Source organism: Allomuricauda sp. MMSF_3307, assembly GCF_030733585.1.
In the GTDB taxonomy this organism is placed as follows: domain Bacteria; phylum Bacteroidota; class Bacteroidia; order Flavobacteriales; family Flavobacteriaceae; genus Flagellimonas.
Genome location: NZ_JASHIQ010000006.1, coordinates 225,690 through 246,668 on the forward strand (window position 1 = coordinate 225,690; position 20,979 = coordinate 246,668).

Annotated in this window: 16 protein-coding genes; 11 read left to right on the forward strand and 5 right to left on the reverse strand. The window is 44.1% G+C overall.

Annotated elements, in window-relative coordinates:
- Positions 1 to 62: 62 nt before the first annotated feature.
- The 3 genes from RBB12_RS15165 to typA all read left to right on the forward strand — a co-directional run bounded on the left by RBB12_RS15165 (position 63) and on the right by typA (position 3,161).
- Positions 63 to 638 (forward strand): hypothetical protein, encoded by a 576-nt coding sequence (locus RBB12_RS15165; RefSeq protein ID WP_306014457.1) that lies wholly within the window; start codon positions 63 to 65, stop codon positions 636 to 638.
- Between the two features lie 68 nt (positions 639 to 706).
- Positions 707 to 1,264 carry a hypothetical protein gene (locus RBB12_RS15170; protein ID WP_293287205.1) on the forward strand — a complete coding sequence of 186 codons (558 nt, stop codon included), beginning with the start codon at positions 707 to 709 and terminating at the stop codon, positions 1,262 to 1,264.
- Between the two features lie 97 nt (positions 1,265 to 1,361).
- A complete protein-coding gene (gene typA, locus RBB12_RS15175; protein ID WP_306014456.1) occupies positions 1,362 to 3,161 on the forward strand; it encodes a translational GTPase TypA in 1,800 nt (599 codons plus the stop codon).
- A gap of 151 nt (positions 3,162 to 3,312) precedes the next feature.
- Here typA and ppgK read toward each other — a convergent pair whose 3' ends face one another.
- The 4 genes from ppgK to RBB12_RS15195 form a co-directional block, all read right to left on the reverse strand.
- Positions 3,313 to 4,071, reverse strand: a complete 759-nt coding sequence (ppgK, locus tag RBB12_RS15180) for a polyphosphate--glucose phosphotransferase (RefSeq protein ID WP_179384398.1) — start codon at positions 4,069 to 4,071, stop codon at positions 3,313 to 3,315.
- A 96-nt stretch (positions 4,072 to 4,167) separates the two neighbouring features.
- Complete coding sequence (locus tag RBB12_RS15185; protein ID WP_179384397.1) at positions 4,168 to 4,851, reverse strand: cell division ATP-binding protein FtsE; 684 nt, start codon at positions 4,849 to 4,851, stop codon at positions 4,168 to 4,170.
- Between the two features lie 77 nt (positions 4,852 to 4,928).
- Positions 4,929 to 6,056 carry a DUF3137 domain-containing protein gene (locus RBB12_RS15190; protein ID WP_306014455.1) on the reverse strand — a complete coding sequence of 376 codons (1,128 nt, stop codon included), beginning with the start codon at positions 6,054 to 6,056 and terminating at the stop codon, positions 4,929 to 4,931.
- Between the two features lie 11 nt (positions 6,057 to 6,067).
- On the reverse strand, positions 6,068 to 6,613 hold the full coding sequence (locus RBB12_RS15195) for a LemA family protein (protein WP_306014454.1): 546 nt from the start codon (positions 6,611 to 6,613) through the stop codon (positions 6,068 to 6,070).
- 258 nt (positions 6,614 to 6,871) lie between these two features.
- On the opposite strand from RBB12_RS15195, the gene RBB12_RS15200 reads away from it, so the two are divergent.
- The 5 genes from RBB12_RS15200 to RBB12_RS15220 all read left to right on the forward strand — a co-directional run bounded on the left by RBB12_RS15200 (position 6,872) and on the right by RBB12_RS15220 (position 15,169).
- Positions 6,872 to 9,895 carry a tetratricopeptide repeat protein gene (locus RBB12_RS15200; protein WP_306014453.1) on the forward strand — a complete coding sequence of 1,008 codons (3,024 nt, stop codon included), beginning with the start codon at positions 6,872 to 6,874 and terminating at the stop codon, positions 9,893 to 9,895.
- Positions 9,896 to 9,907: 12 nt separating this feature from the next.
- Entirely contained in the window at positions 9,908 to 11,656 is a 1,749-nt protein-coding gene (locus RBB12_RS15205; RefSeq protein ID WP_306014452.1) for a TonB-dependent receptor, read from the forward strand.
- A 225-nt stretch (positions 11,657 to 11,881) separates the two neighbouring features.
- On the forward strand, positions 11,882 to 12,847 hold the full coding sequence (locus RBB12_RS15210) for an OmpA family protein (RefSeq protein ID WP_306014451.1): 966 nt from the start codon (positions 11,882 to 11,884) through the stop codon (positions 12,845 to 12,847).
- 109 nt (positions 12,848 to 12,956) lie between these two features.
- Positions 12,957 to 13,553, forward strand: coding sequence for a hypothetical protein (locus RBB12_RS15215; protein WP_306014450.1), 597 nt, complete (start codon positions 12,957 to 12,959; stop codon positions 13,551 to 13,553).
- Positions 13,550 to 15,169: an amidohydrolase gene (locus tag RBB12_RS15220; RefSeq protein WP_306014449.1), complete on the forward strand. Its 1,620-nt coding sequence runs from the start codon at positions 13,550 to 13,552 to the stop codon at positions 15,167 to 15,169. Before RBB12_RS15215 ends, RBB12_RS15220 begins: the two co-directional genes overlap by 4 nt.
- 70 nt (positions 15,170 to 15,239) lie before the next feature.
- On the opposite strand, the gene RBB12_RS15225 is transcribed toward RBB12_RS15220, so the two are convergent.
- Complete coding sequence (locus RBB12_RS15225) at positions 15,240 to 15,773, reverse strand: DUF2911 domain-containing protein (RefSeq protein WP_306014448.1); 534 nt, start codon at positions 15,771 to 15,773, stop codon at positions 15,240 to 15,242.
- 238 nt (positions 15,774 to 16,011) lie between these two features.
- Here RBB12_RS15225 and asnB point away from each other — a divergent pair, with 238 nt between their 5' ends.
- From asnB to RBB12_RS15240, 3 genes are all read left to right on the forward strand, one after another.
- Complete coding sequence (gene asnB / locus RBB12_RS15230) at positions 16,012 to 17,682, forward strand: asparagine synthase B (RefSeq protein WP_306014447.1); 1,671 nt, start codon at positions 16,012 to 16,014, stop codon at positions 17,680 to 17,682.
- A gap of 252 nt (positions 17,683 to 17,934) precedes the next feature.
- Positions 17,935 to 19,875 carry a DNA topoisomerase (ATP-hydrolyzing) subunit B gene (gene gyrB, locus RBB12_RS15235; protein WP_306014446.1) on the forward strand — a complete coding sequence of 647 codons (1,941 nt, stop codon included), beginning with the start codon at positions 17,935 to 17,937 and terminating at the stop codon, positions 19,873 to 19,875.
- Between the two features lie 73 nt (positions 19,876 to 19,948).
- Positions 19,949 to 20,959: a DUF6588 family protein gene (locus RBB12_RS15240; RefSeq protein WP_306014445.1), complete on the forward strand. Its 1,011-nt coding sequence runs from the start codon at positions 19,949 to 19,951 to the stop codon at positions 20,957 to 20,959.
- Positions 20,960 to 20,979: the final 20 nt, after the last annotated feature.

Sequence of the window (20,979 nt, forward strand, 5' to 3'; positions counted from 1 at the left end):
TGCACAAAGATAGCATTAAACCGTGGCATCCTTTTTAGATTTATCAAGATAAACCATTACCTATGAAATACAGGATTATATTGTTGGCCTTTTGTTTGATTCCGTTCTTGTCACACGCCCAATGGCAGGAGCGGGGAGGCACCTTTGATTTGGTGCGCTTGGAACGGCACCAGTTTCAATTGAATCTGTTAAGCCCCGGATTCACCTACGAATTGGGACTTTTTAAGAACCAAAGTGTTTCCTCCAACCTAGGTTTTGGTTTGGCCACATATGAAGAAGGTTATGTGTTCGGATTGGCCATGAACAACCGCTACCGATACTACCATAATTTTAATCGAAGGGCAAGGCTGGACAAAAACACTTCGGGCAATTCGGGCAACTACATTGCCGCTGCTCAGGCGATTTTCTTTTCACAATTGCAGATTTCGACAAATGTTGACGCTGTAGGTGACTTTAATCTCGGATTCTTTGGGATGGTGTACGGCATTCAACGTACTTACGAAAAGGGCTTTAATTTTAACGTGGAGCTTGGTGCCGGGTATTATCGGGGCGATGGTGTACCGAGCGGCTATGGGCCGTTGATCAATGTGACTTTGGGCTGGGTGGCTACCAAACGGAAGAAAAAGAATCGATTTTAAGGGTAAAACTGCCCCCAATCATACTTTTTTAGCGAACTTGAGGTTATACTAGTACCAAATTAACCTACATGCGCCGATTCCTACTTTTGGCTTGGCTCTTCGCAAGCTGTTTTGCAAACGCCCAATACGGGACCAATTGCGAGGTCCGTCAGTTTAAGCTCAATGCCTTTAACCCTGGTATCGAGTACGAAATGGCTCTTGGGGTCAACAGCACCTTGGATATTCGGGTGGCATATCAGGCTGCCTTGGAACCCGCAAGCTCCCAGCCCTTGGAGGATTTCGACTTTTTTCCGGCCATCACCGTTCAGAACAGATACTACCACAACTTAAATAGTCGGCAAAGAAGAAGAAGGTCCATTTACGGCAATTCTGGAAACTACATTGCGCCATCTGCTGCTATTTTCTCACCAGGTAGTCGAGTGGTCGAAGGCCGTTTGGTGGAAGGCGTGCATGGCTACGGTGGACTGGTATATGGCATACAGCGCAGTTTTGATTCCGGCTTTAGTTTCTCCATCGATGCCGGTGCAGGGTACTACGTCGGACCCTTTAAAGGCAGTATTCAGCCCGTAGTCAACCTCAGTATCGGCTGGATTATCAGCGAAAAGCGATGGTGTGTGGGTCTATAAGTTTGGAACTCCCACAAAATCAATAAGATAAAAATAACATTTGGGTGTATTGCCCAATGAAAAATAGGAGTATCTTTGCGGGCTTAAAATTTAGGTTATGTCCAAAATTAAAAACATTGCAATCATTGCTCACGTAGACCATGGTAAGACTACCTTGGTCGATAAAATTATGTACCACTGCCAATTGTTCCGTGAAAATGAGAACAAAGGCGACCTTATTTTGGACAACAACGACCTGGAAAGGGAGCGTGGGATCACTATCGTATCCAAAAACGTTTCCGTTGTTTACAAAGACACTAAAATCAACATTATAGATACCCCTGGTCACGCCGATTTTGGTGGTGAGGTTGAACGTGTTTTGAACATGGCCGATGGGGTTTTGTTGTTGGTGGATGCCTTCGAAGGGCCTATGCCACAGACCCGTTTTGTGCTTCAAAAGGCGATTGACCTTGGTTTGAAGCCTTGTGTGGTGATCAATAAAGTGGACAAGGAAAACTGTACGCCAGAAGAAGTACACGAAAAAGTATTCGATTTGATGTTCGAATTGGGCGCCGAAGAGTGGCAGCTCGATTTCCCAACGGTATACGGTTCCGCTAAAAACAACTGGATGGGCGAGGACTGGAAAAAACCGACCGACAGCATTGAACCTTTATTGGATATGGTGATTGAGCACGTTCCTGAGTTTGAACCCCAGGAAGGCTCTACACAAATGTTGATTACTTCGTTGGACTATTCTTCTTTTACGGGACGAATCGCCATTGGAAGATTGCAGCGTGGAACCCTACGTGAAGGGCAACAGGTTTCTTTGGTCAAGCGAGATGGTTCGGTAGTCAAGTCAAGAATCAAGGAGCTCTACACTTTTGAAGGATTGGGCCGTTTGCGCGTTGAAGAAGTGAAGGCCGGTGATATCTGCGCCATTGTAGGAATGGAAGGGTTTGAAATCGGCGATACCGTTGCCGATATCGAGAACCCGGAAAAACTAAAGACCATCGCCATTGATGAGCCTACCATGAGTATGCTGTTCACTATCAACGATAGTCCGTTTTTTGGCAAGGATGGTAAGTTTGTTACTTCCCGTCACATCAAGGAGCGTTTGGACAAGGAATTGGAGAAAAACTTGGCACTTCGGGTTCAACAAACCGATAGCGCGGACAAGTTTTTGGTGTTTGGCCGTGGAGTACTGCACCTTTCTGTATTGATCGAAACCATGCGTAGGGAAGGGTATGAGCTTCAAATAGGACAGCCGCAAGTTATTATCAAGGAGATTGATGGAGTGAAATGTGAGCCCGTGGAGCATTTGACCATCGATTTGCCTGAAGAAGTATCTGGAAAAGCGGTAGAGATGGTATCCATCCGGAAAGGGGAGATGACCAGTATGGAAGCCCGTGGTTCCCGAATGGTGTGTGAATTCATCATTCCATCGAGGGGCATCATCGGACTAAGAAACCAATTGTTGACCGCTACGGCTGGTGAGGCCATTATGGCCCACCGATTCTTTGAATATCAACCTTTGAAAGGAAATATCGCCCAGCGTTTGAACGGGTCGTTGGTTTCCATGGAAAATGGAACCGCAATTCCGTATTCTATTGATAAGCTTCAGGAAAGAGGAAAGTTCTTTATCGACCCGGGAGAGGAAATTTATGAAGGGCAGGTAATCGGGGAAAACTCCCGTCAAGACGATATGACCGTGAACGTGACCAAGACCAAAAAGTTGTCGAACGTGCGTTCGTCCGGTGCCGATGAAAAGGCAAAAATCGTTCCGGCAATCAAGTTTTCATTGGAAGAAGCCTTGGAATACATCCAAAAGGATGAATATGTAGAGGTAACGCCAAACCACTTGAGGATTCGAAAAATCTATCTAAAAGAGGTGGACAGAAAAAGGAATAAAGTGGTCTAAATTGTAAATCACTTTTGAGCATAAAAAAAGCGAGTGAGGAGCATTCTTCATTCGCTTTTTTGTTTTAGATAAAGTGGTTGTCATTCCGTGCCTTGACACGGAATCCATTTTTCTAGTTTATCTGCCATTCCTGAGGTCCAGAACCCAAAGACTAATGCAGATGCCCGTGGTGCTGTTCGCGCAAACACGCTACCGCAGCGCCGATGATACCTGCGTGGTTCATCAACTCGGCTTTGACCACTTCTGTATCAATTTTGATGCGATGACTGAATTCCTCCCAATTTTTGGAGGTTCCCCCACCTACAATAATCAAATCTGGACAAACAATAAGCTCTACGAGTTCCAAAAATTTGTTGAAACGCTTACCCCATTTTTTAAAGCTCAAATCTTCGCGTTCCTTGGCAGAGGCAGCGGCCCACTTTTCAATTTTTTTGAATTTCTTATAGGGGATCTGGCCCAATTCAAAGTTTGGAATCAAAACGCCATTATAGAAGGCACCACTACCAAGACCGGTACCTATGGTAATCATTACCACAAAGCCATCCTTTCCTTTGCCCACGCCGTAGTTCATGGAGGCGTAGCCTGCCGCATCGGCATCGTTGAGTACGGTAAATTCATGTCCGGTATATTCGGTAAACAGCTCGTCGATATTGACACCTACCCAACTTGGGTCCAAGTTTCCAGGGGATTTGCATACCCCATTTTTGACTATGGATGGAAATCCACACCCAACAGGACCTTCATAATTAAAGTGGTCCACAATTTTGGCCACTACTTTGGCCATATCTTTGGGTTTTTTGGATTTTGGGGTTGGGATTCGGAAACGCTCTGTCAACATTTCTCCGGTTTCGGCGTTTACGAGGGCACCTTTAATGCCCGATCCGCCAATATCAATTCCAAGAATTTCCATATATGGGAAGCAAAATTAGTTTAGACAAAGTAACAAAAACTTTTGCGCATCCCGTAATTGTTTTGGAAATCGTCTGACAAGCAATGAAATAGCCCGCTAAACAGCCTTTTGGATGACTTCAAACACCTTGCTGCCATCACATTTTAGGGTTTTGTGCGGATATTTGAGGATCAAGGCGTAGTCGTGCGTGGCCATAATAATAGTGCGTCCGTTCTGGTTGATATCCTGTAGCACCTTCATTACCTCTACGCTGGTCTGAGGGTCCAGGTTTCCAGTAGGCTCATCGGCCAGAATGAGTTCGGGGTCGTTTAGAAGGGCCCTTGCAATGGCGATACGTTGTTGTTCTCCTCCGGAAAGTTCGTGGGGAAATTTAAAACCTTTGGTTTTCATACCCACCTTGTTCAACACCTCCTCGATCTTATCGTCCATCTTTTTGGGGTCTTTCCACCCGGTTGCCTTCAGCACAAACTTTAAGTTGTTGTTCACGTTTCGGTCGGGAAGCAACTTAAAATCCTGAAAAACAATCCCTAGCTTTCGCCTTAAAAAAGGGATGTCGCGTTCCTTTAGGGTTTTTAAATCAAAATCGACCACCTGCCCTGTTCCTTGCCTAAGCGGCAGATCGGCATAGAGGGTTTTCATAAAACTACTTTTCCCGCTCCCCGTTTTTCCGATCACATAGACAAACTCGCCCTTTTTTACCTCTAAATCAATGTGGTTAAGGACTAGGTTCTCGTTTTGGAATACGGCAACGTCTTGTAATTTTACGATGGTCTCGGGCATATTTTCATTTCAATGGTTGTACAAAAGTATTTGAAAATATGGTACGCCCTATCAAAATGTAACCTTTATCCATAATTTTAATTGGAAGCTACCGGAGTGTCGGCGTTCCAGATATTCCTATTGAGGTTTAGGTCTTCCACAATGCCCACCGCCGTGGTGATGTCTTCGTACAGTATGCCAAACACATCTGTTTCGGTTAGGTTTTTTTTCTTGTCCAAGCTCAAAAAACCATGGGCATGTCGCACCCCCATATACAATTTGCTTTTGTGAAACGATAGCAGGATGGGTTTGTTTATTTTCTGATAAAGTTGTGTTATCCTTTGCATCAGTGAGGGTGAAAGGAGGTAGCGCGCTTCAATTTGGTCCGTACCGTAGACTACAAAATGCTTTTCAAATTCAGGATCCTCCATCTTCACCAGTTGGCCTCTGGTCAGGTTGAGACTTTGGAGGGTTTGGGCTACATATCCAACCCGTTTCTCTAAGGTGTCGGGTAGGATTACGGTATGGCCCTTGAATTTTTTGGGGAAATCCACCACGGCAAACATCCCCACAAAATGGCTTCCGAAATAATCTGTGGAACGGTGTTTAGAAAACAACGGCCTTACTAAATTATAAGTGACCAATAAGTGCGGGAGCAAGGGAATGAACATGAGATAGGAATTGTAAATCCCTTGGTTGATGATGTTGACATCTCCCATCAGGATAGAAGAATTGCCGACTTTTCCCCGTAGTACTCCAAAGTTGAGGTTGTGAAGGCTGGGCAACTTTTCATTCCTCTTTGCTGGGGTAAAACTAGGAAGCAACTTGCTCTCGGCAATTTGTTGTGGGGGGATTTGTTTATGTGAGTCAAATTTGAATTCGGGAGCGATGTCATCCAAAGCTATTTTTAGAATCTCCCGTTCGGCTTGTTTGAACTTGTTTTTGAAGCGATAGGCGGCTATCATCAAAACAAAGAACAGAAGCCAATAGGCAATCATGGCAAATTGCATGATACCAAAATTTTGAGCAGGCATAACCCGTGCCATCCATCTGCTGAAACCGATATTGTTAAAGAAAACCATCAAGACCAAACTCAGCATGCCCAGTAAGAACAAGAGGATTAGCTTGTTGTAAACTCCTTGGTAAAATCGATACTTTTTTCTGACAATCTCAGCTTTTTGGAGCAAAGGAGCGACTCTGTCCAACAATTTCTGTTTGTTTTCCACCATCTCTTGTTTTAGAACGATACTTCAGGGGCCTTGGCATCGGAAGGTTCGATGGTGAAAAGTGTCCTGTTGGTATAGCCCATCAGTTTTGCAACGATATTGGAAGGGAACATCTCCATACCATTGTTAAATGAATTCACCGCCGCGTTGTAGGCACGCCTAGCTGCGGACAATTGTTCTTCCATTTCGTTAAGATTGTTTTGTAGCAGCGCAAAATTCTGATTGGCCTTGAGTTCAGGATAAGCTTCTGCCCGTAGCTGTATGTTTCCCAAAAGTTTTCCCAGTTGGTTTTCCATCGTAAACCGGTCATTGGGCGAAGTATCCTTGTTCAAGAGTTTTTCCCGTAGCTTGGTGAGTTCGGTAAGCGTTTCCCGCTCGTGCTGCATGGCGCCTTTCACCGTATTTACCAAGCGTGGAATCAAGTCCGTTCTTTTTTTAAGCATCACATCAATGCCACTATACGCTTCTTCGACCTTGTTTTTTTTGCTGATGAGATTGTTGAACAGTAGAATTCCCAGCAACAAAATCAGCATGGGGAGGGCAATCAAATATGTCATTTCAACCAAATTAAAGTTAAACAGTTGGACAACGCCCAAAGGCATGTCCATTTTTCTTTCCGACCCTGTTGGGCCCTAGTATGTTGAGGTTGAAATCGCTGTGAGAAGCAAGATTTATTCACAGACCAATCAAAAGTACCAATTCGGCCTGATTCGTCCAACAGCGCATCGTAAATTTCGTCAAATGACATTAAAAATATACTTTGGCCTTAATTTTGACGTTATGAGTACAGTCAATCGAGAAGAGCGTAGAACACTATGAATCGAAAAAACCTCCTACTGTTTCCCATTTTAATGGGAACTTTTTTTGTGCTTTCCGCACAGGAAACCAAAATATACACCCACGAAAACAAAGCGTATCAAGATGCATTGGCCCTGTACAACAATGGTCAGTATCAAGCTGCACAAAATATTTTCGAATCGGTCAAGGCCAGCACCAAAGATGGCGAAACCGAGGCCAATAGTGCCTACTATGCTGCCAATGCCGCTATTCGTTTGAACCAGCGTGGTGCCGACAAAATGATGGAGGATTTTGTGGAGCGTTATCCTACATCCACCAAGCGGAATTCCGCCTTTTTGGATGTGGCCGACTATTATTTTGAAACCGGAAAATATCCCTACGCGCTCAAATGGTACAAAAAGGTGGATGAGAATTCCATGCCCTACTCGGAGCGGGACCGCTTTAACTTCAACAATGGCTACGCGCTCTATGCATCCAAACGTCCGCAGGAGGCCGAGCGTTATTTGAACAAGGTCACGACTTCCCAAAAATATGGCTCACAGGCCAAATATTATTTAGGGTATATTGCCTACGAACAGGACGATTACAATTCGGCAAGCGCACGTTTCGATCAAATTCAGGACCCGGAGTTGCTCAATGAAAAGCTTTCGTACTATCAGGCCGACCTGAATTTTAAGCTGGGCAAGTTTGAGGAAGCCATCGCCATGGCCAAAAAGCAACTGCCCAAATCGAACCGCGAAGAGGTTTCTGAACTCAATAAAATTATTGGTGAGAGCTATTTCAACCTGGAACAATACGCAGAAGCCATTCCCTACTTGGAAGAATACAGGGGCAAACGCGGCAAATGGAACAATACCGATTATTATTTGTTGGGATATAGCCACTACAAATTGGGCGACTACGAAAAGGCCATTCAGCAATTCAATAAAATTATTGGCGGAAACAATGCCGTTTCCCAAAACGCCTACTATCATTTGGCGGAATGCTATTTAAAGCTCGATAAAAAGTCCGAGGCCTTGAATGCGTTCCGAAATGCTTCACAAATGGACTACAGCCCCGAAATCCAGAAAGATGCTTGGTTGAACTATGCCCGTTTGAGCTACGAAATCGGTAATGCCTACGAACCCGTTCCGCAAGTGTTGACCACTTATTTGGAAACTTATCCGAAGGATGAGCACCAAATGGAAATTCAGGAACTGTTGGTGGATTCGTACATCACCTCCTGGAATTTTGAAGGTGCGATGCAGTTGTTGGAAGAAAACCAGAACTACGCCAGCAAGGAAACCTATCAAAAAGTAGCCTACTATCGTGGGGTGGAACTTTTTATTGACGGCGACTACGAAGCTGCTTGGGAGCGTTTTGACAAATCTGTCAAAAGTGCTGCCAATCCTAATTTTGAGGCACGTGCGCTGTACTGGAAGGCGGAATCAGCCTATCGTTTGAACCGTTTTGAGGAAGCTTTGGTGGATTTTGTGCGGTTCCAGAAAGCTCCAGCGGCCAAATCGCTTTCGGAATATGAGCAACTGGATTATAATTTGGGGTATACCTATTTCAAATTGAAAGATTACAACAATGCCATTTCCTATTTTCAGAATGTGGTAGGTTCCAATGCCATTGATGATCAACGTAAAAATGATGGTTATCTGCGGTTGGGCGACAGCTATTTTGTGAACAGTAAATACCAACTGGCCAGAAAGGCGTACGATACATCATCAAAGATGAATGGCCCAGAACGGGATTACGCGGCATTCCAAAAAACGCTGTGTGATGGCTTTTTGGGCAACAATACTGCCAAAATTGATGGTCTCAACGAATTTTTGACCATGTTCCCGACCTCTTCTTTACGGGATGATGTCTTGTTTGAACTGGGTAATTCCTATATCAACAATAATCAAGAAAGTTTGGGGTTGCAGACCTACGACCGTATCGTGGAGGAGTACTCGGGCAGCAAGTTCGCGCCCCGTGGATTGTTGCGTTCCGGTTTGGTCTACTACAACTCCAATCGCAACCAACAAGCGTTGGATAAGTTGAAGGAAGTCGTACAAAAATATCCCAACACCCAAGAGGCCAAACAAGCCGTGGCTACGGCCAAATTGGTTTATGTGGATGAGGGAAGGGTGAGCGAATATGCCGCATGGGCCCGAAACCTCGATTTTGTGGAGGTGACCGATACGGAGCTGGACAACGCCAGTTTTGAATCCGCCGAACGAAAACAAATTGAAGGCAAGACCGCTGCTGCCATTCGTGGATATGAGGATTACCTTAAAGAGTTCCCGAACGGACTGCATGCCCAAAATGCCAATTTTGCACTGGCACAACTCTACTTTGCCAACGGAGAAAAGAGCAGGGCATTGCCCAAATACAAAGCTGTTGCCGATGGCGGAAATGGAGAGTACACCGAACAGGCCCTGACCCGTGTGTGTGAAATTTATGTGGAACAACAAGATTACACCAATGCCATTCCCTATTTGAAACGATTGGAAAGCACTGCTGATATCTCGGAGAACAAAACCTTTGCACAGTCCAATTTGATGAAAGGTTTTTACGGTCAGAAGGATTATGCACAGACCATCGCCTATGCCGAAAAGGTGTTGAATGCACCCAAAATAGACAATCGCATCAAAAGTGATGCTCAAGTCATGATTGCACGATCTGCCATTGCCACGGGTAATGAAGAATTGGCCAAAACAGCTTATCAGGATGTGAAACAAATCGCATCGGGAGAGCTCGCAGCCGAAGCGTGGTACTACGATGCCTATTTTAAAAATAAGGAACAGGATTTTGAGGCATCCAATGAATCCGTGCAAAAGTTGGCCAAGGATTACGCTGCTTACAAGGAGTGGGCTGGTAAAGGGTTGGTGATCATGGCCAAGAACTTCTACCGTTTGGGAGATGCTTTCCAGGCTACCTACATTTTGGAAAGCGTGATTTCCAATTTTTCCGAGTTTGAGGAAATCGTTTCGGATGCAGAAACAGAGCTGGCCACGATCAAGGCCAAAGAAGCCGAGAGCAATTCATCCGTAGATCCCAACCAAAACTAAACGAGACACAACATGCAAAAGAGAACCTATTATATATTTTCACTAGTTGTTTTGAGCCTTTGCGGAGTGGGTATTGCCCAAGAAGAGGATAATATCGGTACGGAAACGGTAACGGTGGTAAAACCATATTCCCCAACCGTTTCTGATGCCTTTAAGATCAAATCGTCGCCCAGTTTGAACGATTCCATTGTGCTACAAAAGAAAAAAATCAATTACAGCATATTCTCTGTGCCCGTAGCATCCACCTTTACCCCGGCGAAAGGAAAAGCATCGGGAGTGGAAAAAACACCACCACCCACCTTGTACAATTCATACGCATCGGTAGGTTTGGGCAATTACAACAACGCTTTGGTGGATTTTTACACCAGTAGGGAGTTCAATCGTGGCGAAGATTTGTTGGATTTTGGACTTACCCATAACTCATCACGTGGCGATTTGGATTCAACCCCTCTGGATACGGAATTTTACGATACCAAGTTAAACGCATCCTACGCTAAAAAAGACAGGTACATGGATTGGGGAGCGGACATCGGTTTGCAGCACCAACTGTACAATTGGTACGGAATCCAGAGTGAATTCTTTACCGAGGATGAGATCAATGCGATGGACGAGCAGCAAAATTATTTCAATGCGGAGGTCAAAGCACACTTCAACATGGAAGATTCTTATTTCAAAAGTGGCAATGTGTTGTTGAGACGATTTTGGGACGCTACGGAATCTGCGGAGAACCGGGCTGTTATCAACCCAACCTTTGAACTTCCTATTACGCAGGAGTTGCTTACCATCGGAGCAAAGGTCGATTATGTAGGCGGCAGTTTTGAAAATGGCTCGATTACCGAAGCGACCAATGAAGGACAGAAAAACTATAGCCATCTGCAAGCAGGAGTCACACCAAGTTTGTTGGTTCTTCGGGATGACCTGACCTTGAATTTGGGGGCCAACATCGTCTACGGACTGGATATGGAAAACAGCGAGAGCAACTTTTATATCTACCCAGCGGTTACCGCATCATATCGTGTATTGGATGAAAATGTGATTGCCTACGGGGGTATTGAAGGGGAGTTGGCTCAAAATTCCTATCACGATTTTGTAAATGAGAACCCTTTTGTTTCGCCAACTTTGGATATTACCCCTACCGATCGACAGTACGAGGGCTATTTGGGATTGAAGGGCCAGTTGACTTCCAATGTGGGATACAATATCAAAGGGTCGTATATGGCAGAGAACAGGAAACCATTGTTCATTCACAACCCAATCAACACCTTAAGGGACGATGAGAAAAGCTATACGTTCGGTAATTCCTTTCAGGTGTTTTATGATGATGTAAAAACTTTGGGCGTTTTTGGTGAAATCAATGTGGATGTGAACCGTAATTTTTCCTTGGGCGTGAATGCCGAATTTTACGATTATGACACCGAAACGGACAATCCTGCGTGGAACTTGCCTTCCATTAAAGGTTCCGTTTTTATGGACTACCAAATTAGCGAACAGTGGTATATGGGGGCCAATTTGTTTTATGTGGGCGAAAGGGAAGACTTGCTGTCTCAAATTGACCCGCTTAACTCGCAATTACAATTTGATCAAGTCACCCTCGATGGATTTTTTGATGCCAATGCACACGTAGGATATCGATTCAACGACCAGCTTTCCATTTTTGTGAAAGCTTCCAATATCGCCAACAACAATTATCAACGTTGGGCCAATTTTAGGGTGCAAGGGTTCCAGGCTTTGGCAGGTGTGTCCTACAAGTTTGATTTCTAACCTGTAGGGAAATACGCAATAAATTGTTAAAAATACCGTTCATTATTTTCGGTCAATTTATTGATTGTTCAGTAGTTGACCGTTCCCATTGAAACGGAAACCATGCAACCACGACCATTACAAAACCTATTTTTATGCCTTGTTTTAACGAGTTTGTCGTTGGGGTTTGGCCAGAATTTGGTGCAGAATGGTGGGTTTGAGGACTATGTATCATGTCCCGTTAAAATGAGCAATCTTAACAAGGATGCCGAGTATTGGAGCGCCCCAACCTTGGGAACCACAGATTATTTTAACGAATGTAGTCGTACCAAGTTGGGCGTTCCCATGAACTTTAAAGGAAGGCAGGAGCCTTATGAGGGAGCAGGATACGCTGGGATGTACCTTTACGCGCCTAGAGATTACCGGGAATATATCCAGGTTCCCCTAACGGAAACTCTTCAAAAAGGAAGTCGGTACAGACTCACCTTGTACATCAGTCTTTCGGAAAAATCAGATGGAGCCGTAATGGATATAGGCGCAGTATTTGCCGAAAAATTACTTTCCGTACATACCAAACGCGAACTTTCCCAAGGTGAACTTTTGGCATCTACTGTCCAAACCACTCCCATCAAACAGTTTCCGGTCACAGGGTACTATCAGGATAAACAAGAATGGATGGCACTCAGTTTTGATATGGTGGCCAAGGGTTTTGAACGCTATCTGATTTTAGGAAATTTCAAAAGTAATGCCGGGACCAACTACTTGGACAATACCGATGCATCCAAACCAAACGAGGGCTATGCCTACTACTATCTGGACGATATCTCATTGACCTACCTTGGTCCAGAATACCAAACGGACGAGGTATACGTGCTGGACCACGTTAACTTCAACTTTGACCGTTTTGATTTGCAGCCCAAAGCGGAGCAAAGCCTTCGGGATATTTATGAATATTTGATGAAAAATCCGGAATTAAAGGTCGCCATTAGCGGACATACCGATGATTTAGGTTCCGATGCCTACAATGATATCCTTTCACGGGAGCGCGCGAGCAGCGTAGCGCAGTATCTTATTGATCTTGGACTGGACAAAAATCGGATTACATCCAAAGGGTACGGAGACAGTAAACCTTTGGACACTACCTTAACCGACGAAGCCCGAAGAAAGAACCGTCGCGTAGAGTTTGTGATGACAAAGTTTGAGGATAATTAGTCATCCGTCAATTCAAACAGGTCATCCATCAGATCAGAAGGGGCATTGATCAATTGGTGAAGATAAAAACAATTCGATAACCTATTTTAGAGGTTAAAGCATTTTCACCATGAGGTTATTTGTTACCTGTATCATTGTTTTGGGCGCTTTTTTATCGTTAAATGCACAAGCTTATCCGCATCCACAGCACGGATCTAATTTTTATTCTTCTGAGTCATATTCCGTAGCTACCTATGATTTCGAAAAATATGGGTTTTTACCAGATTCAACCCTAACTTACAATAAAGAGGAACATTCGGTTTATCTTTTGAAAGAACAGGACACTATCAATGAAATAGGCAGTTTTCCGATTTCCGAATTGCATTATTCTGATTTTTATGTTTGGATAAACGAGTCTCCAGGAATAAATGGCGTTGAAAGAGTCATTCTTGTAGACCATCTTTTTTCTGACTGTGGAGATTCTTTAAACTCATACTATTTTCTAGAAATGTCTGACGGGTCATTCGATTGGTTACCAACTTTAACAACCATGAACTTAGGTGATGAGTTACATTATTATCAATACCGATTTCCAAATGAAAAGTTTGGTGTAAAAGATAAAGTTGTACAAGGTTTTTTGGATTTGACACAGGCGAATGAATTTAAGTCATTTGAAAAAGAAACGGTATTTTTATGGGATGGTAAAAAACTAATCCCAGAACAATGAAAAAATTTACACTGCTGTTCGTTATTCCTCTACTCTTTTCATGTAAGACCAAAGAAGAGGTGGACCTGATTGTCACCAACGCAAATGTCTACACCGTAGATGCCAATTTTTCCAAAGCGAACAGCTTTGCCGTCAGGGATGGAAAGTTTGTTGCTGTAGGTGATTCCGAAGAAATTACACAAAAATATGATGCTGCCGAACAGTTGGATGCCGAGGGCAAGACCATAGTTCCGGGCCTTATTGATGCCCATTGCCATTTTTATGGATTGGGACAAAACCAACAGGTAGTGGATTTGGTGGGTACCCAAAGCTTTGACGAAGTTGTGGAACGGGTTGTGGCATTTCAAAAAGAACGGCCTTCAAATTTTATCCGAGGTAGGGGTTGGGACCAAAACGATTGGGAAGTGAAGGAATTCCCGACCAAGGATAAGTTGGATGAATTGTTCCCAGACACTCCCGTAGCCCTGGAGCGCGTTGATGGTCATGCCTATTTGGTCAATCAAAAAGCATTGGATATGGCAGGGATTACAACCGAGACCCAAACCGAGGGCGGGGAAATTGTAAAAGAAAATGGTGTGATTACAGGTGTATTGGTGGATAACCCTATGGCTTTGGTGGATAGGGTGATTCCCGAAGCCAGCTTGGAACAAAAAATACAGGCACTAAAAGATGCTGAGAAAATAGCGTTGGACTACGGACTGACCACCGTAAACGATGCAGGTTTGCCTCGGGATATCATCGAGCTTATCGATAGCTTACAGCAAGCCGATGAGTTGTCGATTCGGGTGTACGCCATGGTATCCAACTACCCAGAAAACCTGGATTATTTCCTGAACAAGGGCATTATTAAAACCGATGAATTGAATGTTCGTTCTGTAAAAGTGTATGGCGATGGGGCCTTGGGTTCACGGGGAGCGGCCTTGAGAGCGCCATATTCCGATAAACCGGGACATTTTGGGGCGATGGTCACCCCGGTAGATCAAATTGAAGCCTTGGCAGAGCGCATTGCGGCCACCGATTACCAGATGAATACCCATGCCATCGGCGATTCTGCCAATATCGTGGTGCTTCGTGCCTACAATAAAGCCTTGGAGGGCAAAAGCGACCGTAGATGGAAAGTGGAACATGCCCAGGTGATTACGCCCTCCGATTTTGATTATTTTGAAAATGGAATCATACCCTCCGTGCAACCTACCCACGCTACCAGCGATATGTATTGGGCTGAGGATAGATTGGGCGAGGAGCGCGTTAAAGGAGCCTACGCCTTTAAGGATTTGCTCGACAAAGCCGGACTGGTAGCCTTGGGAACCGATTTTCCAGTGGAACAAGTGAGTCCATTTTTAACCTTTTACGCAGCGGTGGCTCGTCAGGATTTGGAGCAATATCCCGAAGGTGGTTTTCAAATGGAAAACGCCTTAAGCAGGGAGGAAACCTTGAAGGGAATGACGATTTGGGCGGCCTATTCCAATTTTGAGGAAGATGAAAAGGGTAGCATTGAACCAGGGAAGTTCGCAGACTTTGTGGTGTTGAGCGATGATTTGATGACCATTCCATCGGAAGAGATTCCCAACATAACCGCTGAACAGGTTTTCTTGGGAGGGGTTCAGAAGAAATAGGAGAACTATTTAAGAAAGAACAATAAAAAAGCCCCAATCTGGGGCTTTTCTTATTTGACATCCTACTAGATTAGTAGCTGATAGGCAAGGTAACCCTAGTGGTTCCCCATCCCATAACCAAGTTTCCATCGTCATCAAAAGCAATTCCGAAGGCCTCCAATTCCTCGCTGTCCATGGAAGGAGTGGCCATAGCGCGTACCACATCGGCATCGCTATCATAGGAGTAAGCACCCCACTGGTGTAGGTTGTTGTTCAAGATAACGGTCCATTCATCTTCCCCAGGTATGGTGAACAAGGAATAAGAACCTGCCTTGATGGTTTTTCCCCCGATCATGGCATCTGTATAAAATGTGATTTCGGTGGCCTCATTGGCTCCGGTTCTCCAAACTTTTCCCACAGGGGCCAATTCGGCAAGACTACGTCCCTTTAATTGTGGACGGCTGTAAATAACACGTGCCATTTTGTTTGCTTCCCTTGAGCTCGCTGGGTAATAGGCAATATCGGCCGGACTTTTGTCCAATCCGCTAAATTTCTGTGCCGTGGCATCGGTGGTAAATACCAAAATGGTGCAGAGCACTACTAATAATACGGTTAATTTCTTCATGATTGTGATTTAAGTTCCTAGTTTAAGGAGTTGATTAAATGATATTCAAATATACAGACGAGAAAATTAAGCAACCTTACAATGCGTTCGGAATAAAAGCATAAAAGCAAATATGGATTACAATTAACAATAAATTAGTAGTTTAATATATTATAATATAAGTCAAAATGAATATATACTTTTGTTTTCTAATGTTTAAATTCATTTTTGTTTTAAAATTGTTACAAATTATAATGGTATGTGTGGAATTGTATGCGCATTTGATGTGAAGGAAAGTACGGAAGTGCTTAGGCCCCAATTGTTGGAGATGTCGAAGAAGGTTAGACACCGTGGGCCGGATTGGAGTGGGATTTACTCTGATGAAAAAGCCATTTTGGCCCATGAGCGATTGGCTATTGTGGACCCAGCTTCGGGCAAGCAGCCGCTATTGAGTGCGGATGGCAAATTGGTATTGGCCGCCAATGGTGAAATCTATAACCATCAAGAGTTGAGAAAACAGTTCGAAGGAGAATATCAATTTCAAACTCAATCGGATTGCGAAGTAATTTTGGCCCTTTATAAGGAAAAAGGTGTTCACTTCATCGACGAAATGAACGGAATTTTTGGTTTTGCCATTTATGATTCCGAAAAGGACGAATATTTTATTGCCCGCGACCATATGGGCATCATTCCCTTATATATTGGGTGGGATAAGAATGGTACGTTTTACGTTGCCTCCGAGCTAAAGGCCCTGGAAGGCACTTGCTCCAAGATACAGTTGTTCCCTCCGGGACACTATCTGCACAGTTCCGATGGGGAATTTGTGAGATGGTACAAACGCGATTGGATGGAATATGATGCCGTTAAGGAGAATGAAACCAGTATCCAAAAAATCAAGGATGCCTTGGAAGCTGCAGTACACCGTCAGTTAATGTCCGATGTGCCTTACGGTGTATTGTTGTCCGGAGGGTTGGATTCTTCGGTAACATCGGCCATTGCCAAAAAATATTCCCAAAAACGAATCGAGTCTGGTGACACTGCCGATGCATGGTGGCCACAACTCCATTCGTTCTCCGTGGGACTGGAAGGTTCCCCGGATTTAGCCGCGGCCCAAAAAGTGGCAGACCATATTGGAACCGTGCACCATGAGATCAAATTTACCATCCAAGAAGGGCTCGATGCCATAAAAGATGTTGTATATAATCTAGAAACTTACGATATTACGACAATAAGAGCCTCGACACCAATGTATTTAATGGCAAGGGTCATTAAATCCATGGGGATAAAGATGGTCTTATCCGGGGAAGGAGCAGATGAACTTTTTGGAGGATATCTGTACTTCCATAAGGCGCCAAGCCCAAAGGATTTTCATGAGGAGACCGTGCGGAAATTGGATAAACTTCACATGTACGACTGTCTCCGAGCCAACAAATCTTTGGCTGCATGGGGCATAGAAGGCCGAGTGCCTTTCTTGGATAAAGAGTTTATGGATGTAGCAATGAGCATCAACCCAAAAGATAAAATGATCAATGGAGAACGCATGGAAAAATGGGTGGTGCGAAAGGCTTTTGAGGACTATTTGCCAGAAAGTGTGGTATGGAGACAAAAAGAGCAGTTTTCGGATGGCGTTGGATATAGTTGGATAGATACCTTAAAAGCTTTGGTGGAGGAGGAGATTTCGGATGAGCAGTTGCAAAACGCCCATTTCAAGTTTCCAATTCAAACGCCAACATCAAAGGAAGAATATTATTATCGTTCCATTTTTGAAAGCCATTTTCCTTCGGATGCAGCGGCACTGAGCGTTCCACAGGAACCATCGGTGGCCTGCAGTACAAAGATTGCCTTGGAGTGGGACGAAGCGTTTAAAAACATGAATGATCCATCGGGAAGAGCAGTGGCTAAGGTTCATACCGATGCATATGTGAAATAGCCCCCTTTACCAACCAACGATATGGAGCAGTAAATCTTACTTGTTTCATTTTTTAATTAGTCCGAAAAGCCCCTTATCCAAGGGGCTTTTTTAATTTTAAGAAGGTATTGGCTACAAGGGTTTACAACCACCCCGTTTTCCACAGTTTTTGTTGATAACTTAGAGGGTTGTGAATGGGGTTTTGCCCCAATTACACGGGCTATTCACTATATTTGTAAGATTTGAAATTTTGAGCCAAATACCTATAAATATATGAGCGAAGAAGCAAACAAGAAACAATACTCGGCGGATAGCATTCAGGCCCTTGAGGGCATGGAGCACGTGCGTATGAGACCTTCCATGTATATTGGAGATGTAGGAGTCCGTGGATTGCACCATTTGGTGTATGAAGTAGTGGATAACTCCATAGATGAGGCCATGGCAGGGCACTGCGACAGGATAGATGTTATCATCAATGAAGATAATTCCATCACCACGCAAGACAACGGAAGGGGTATTCCCGTAGACCTTCACAAAAAAGAGGGCGTTTCCGCTCTGGAGGTGGTCATGACAAAGATTGGTGCCGGTGGTAAGTTCGATAAAGATTCTTATAAAGTCTCAGGAGGACTTCACGGAGTTGGTGTTTCTTGTGTAAATGCCTTGTCTTCCCACTTAAAAGCCACCGTTTACCGCGATGGGAAAATTTGGGAACAGGAATACGAAAGGGGAAAAACCCTATATCCTGTCAAAAGTGTAGGAGAGAGTTCAGAAACGGGTACCATTGTCACCTTTATTCCTGATAACACCATATTTACCCAAACTACAGAGTATAGTTACGAAACCCTCGCCAACCGAATGAGGGAACTATCATATCTTAACAAAGGGGTTACCATCACCTTGACGGATAAAAGGCGGAAGGACGAAAAAGGAGAATTTATTTCCGAAACGTTCCATTCAGATGAGGGTCTTAAAGAATTTATCAAGTTTTTGGATGGCACAAGAGAGCCTTTGATTCAGAATGTCATCTCGATGGAAGGCGAAAAGAACGGTATCCCCGTAGAAGTAGCCATGGTGTACAATACAGGCTACACTGAGAATTTACACTCCTACGTGAACAACATTAATACCCACGAGGGAGGTACGCACTTATCTGGTTTTAGAAGGGGATTGACCACAACTTTGAAAAAATATGCGGACAACTCCGGGATGTTGGATAAGCTTAAGTTTGAAATATCTGGAGATGATTTCCGGGAAGGACTTACCGCTATCGTTTCCGTTAAAGTCGCAGAACCGCAGTTCGAAGGTCAGACCAAGACCAAGTTGGGGAATCGTGAGGTGACCAGTGCTGTGAGTCAAGCTGTTTCCGAGATGTTGACCGATTATTTGGAAGAGAATCCAGATGACGCCAAACAAATCGTGGAAAAGGTAAAACTAGCTGCCCAAGCAAGACATGCGGCCGCAAAGGCCCGTGAAATGGTTCAACGTAAGAACCCTATGAGCGTGGGCGGTCTGCCAGGAAAACTTTCCGACTGTTCCGAGCAAGACCCAACCAAATGCGAAGTGTTCCTGGTAGAGGGGGATTCCGCAGGGGGAACGGCCAAACAAGGAAGAGACCGGAATTTTCAGGCGATTCTTCCATTGCGAGGTAAAATCCTGAATGTGGAAAAAGCCATGCAGCACAAGGTGTTTGAAAATGAGGAAATCAAGAATATCTACACTGCGCTGGGAGTTACCATCGGAACGGAGGAAGATAGCAAGGCCTTGAACTTGGAGAAACTACGTTACCACAAAGTGGTTATCATGTGTGATGCGGATGTCGATGGTAGCCACATTGAAACCCTTATTTTGACTTTCTTCTTCCGTTACATGAGGGAGTTGATAGAAGGTGGGCACGTTTACATTGCCACGCCACCACTTTATCTATTGAAAAAAGGTAGTAAAAAGCGTTACGCTTGGAATGACAAGGAGCGCGATGCCATAAACGCAGAAATGAATGGCGGAGCAAGCATCCAAAGATATAAAGGTCTCGGTGAGATGAACGCAGAACAGCTTTGGGACACAACAATGAACCCCGAGTTCAGGACATTACGCCAGGTGAGCATTGATAATGCTACGGAATCCGACCGTATATTCTCCATGTTGATGGGGGATGAGGTACCACCAAGACGTGAATTTATAGAGAAAAATGCTGTCTATGCCAATATAGATGTATAGATAAGTAAGGTTTCACAACAAAAACTCGCCCCTAACAGGCGAGTTTTTTAGTTTTGGATAAAACTTCAATAGTATGAAAAAAGCAATATTAGGCTTAGCATTGGTTTCCATGACCATGGCGAAGGCCCAAGACCTAAACGATATTTTTGTATCGGGCGTGGAAGATGCAGAGCGTTTTGCCAATGCCTATCTTTCACCCGTTTCCGAAGCAACCCTTTACAGTATTTCCACTGGATGGTACAATACCGCTGATGCCAAACCCTTAGGAGGATTTGAAATCTCCCTTGTTGGAAATCTCACTGGTTTTAAAAACAAGGATGATAAAAAAGCATTCCTTTTAGATCCGGCAGATTACGAAAATCTAGATTTTGTGAACAATCCAGGTCAACCTCGTTTGGTTTCTACCGCACTGGGAGACATCAATGGAGTACAAGTATTTGTAGAGGATGAAAGCGGTTTTTTTCGGGAAGAATTTGAGCTCCCCTCCGGACTTTCGGGCGAGAATCTGAATTTTATCCCTTCAGGGTATATTCAGGCTAGTGTGGGATTGATTAAAGGTTTGGAAGTAAAGGCACGTTTTTTACCACAAATCAAGTTTGAGGACGATGCCAGAATTGGACTTTTTGGTGCAGGATTGCAGTATGATTTCACCAAGATGCTACCGGCAGACAAAGTGTTGCCTGTTGCCATTTCAGCAGTTATTGGCTATACCAATTTAAATGGAGAGTACGATTTTACGGATTCTTCTACCATTCAAGGTTCCGATCAACGTTTGGATGCTTCCTTCAAAACATGGAATTTCAGTGCTGTAGTGTCAACCAAAAATATACCTGTCATTAACTTTTATGGTGGCTTGGGCTATATCACAGGAAAATCAGATATCGATTTATTGGGAACCTATGAGGCCAATGGACCTTTCTTCACCGAAACCGTAACAGACCCTTTTTCGGTGTCGCAAAACGCAAGTGGCGTTAACGCCAATCTGGGTACGAAGATAAAATTGGGCTTTTTTAGGCTCAATGCCGAATACAATATTGCCGAATTCAGCACCTTCACCTTTGGTGTCAACTTTGGATTCAGGTAGCGAGCAACCTAACTGACCGA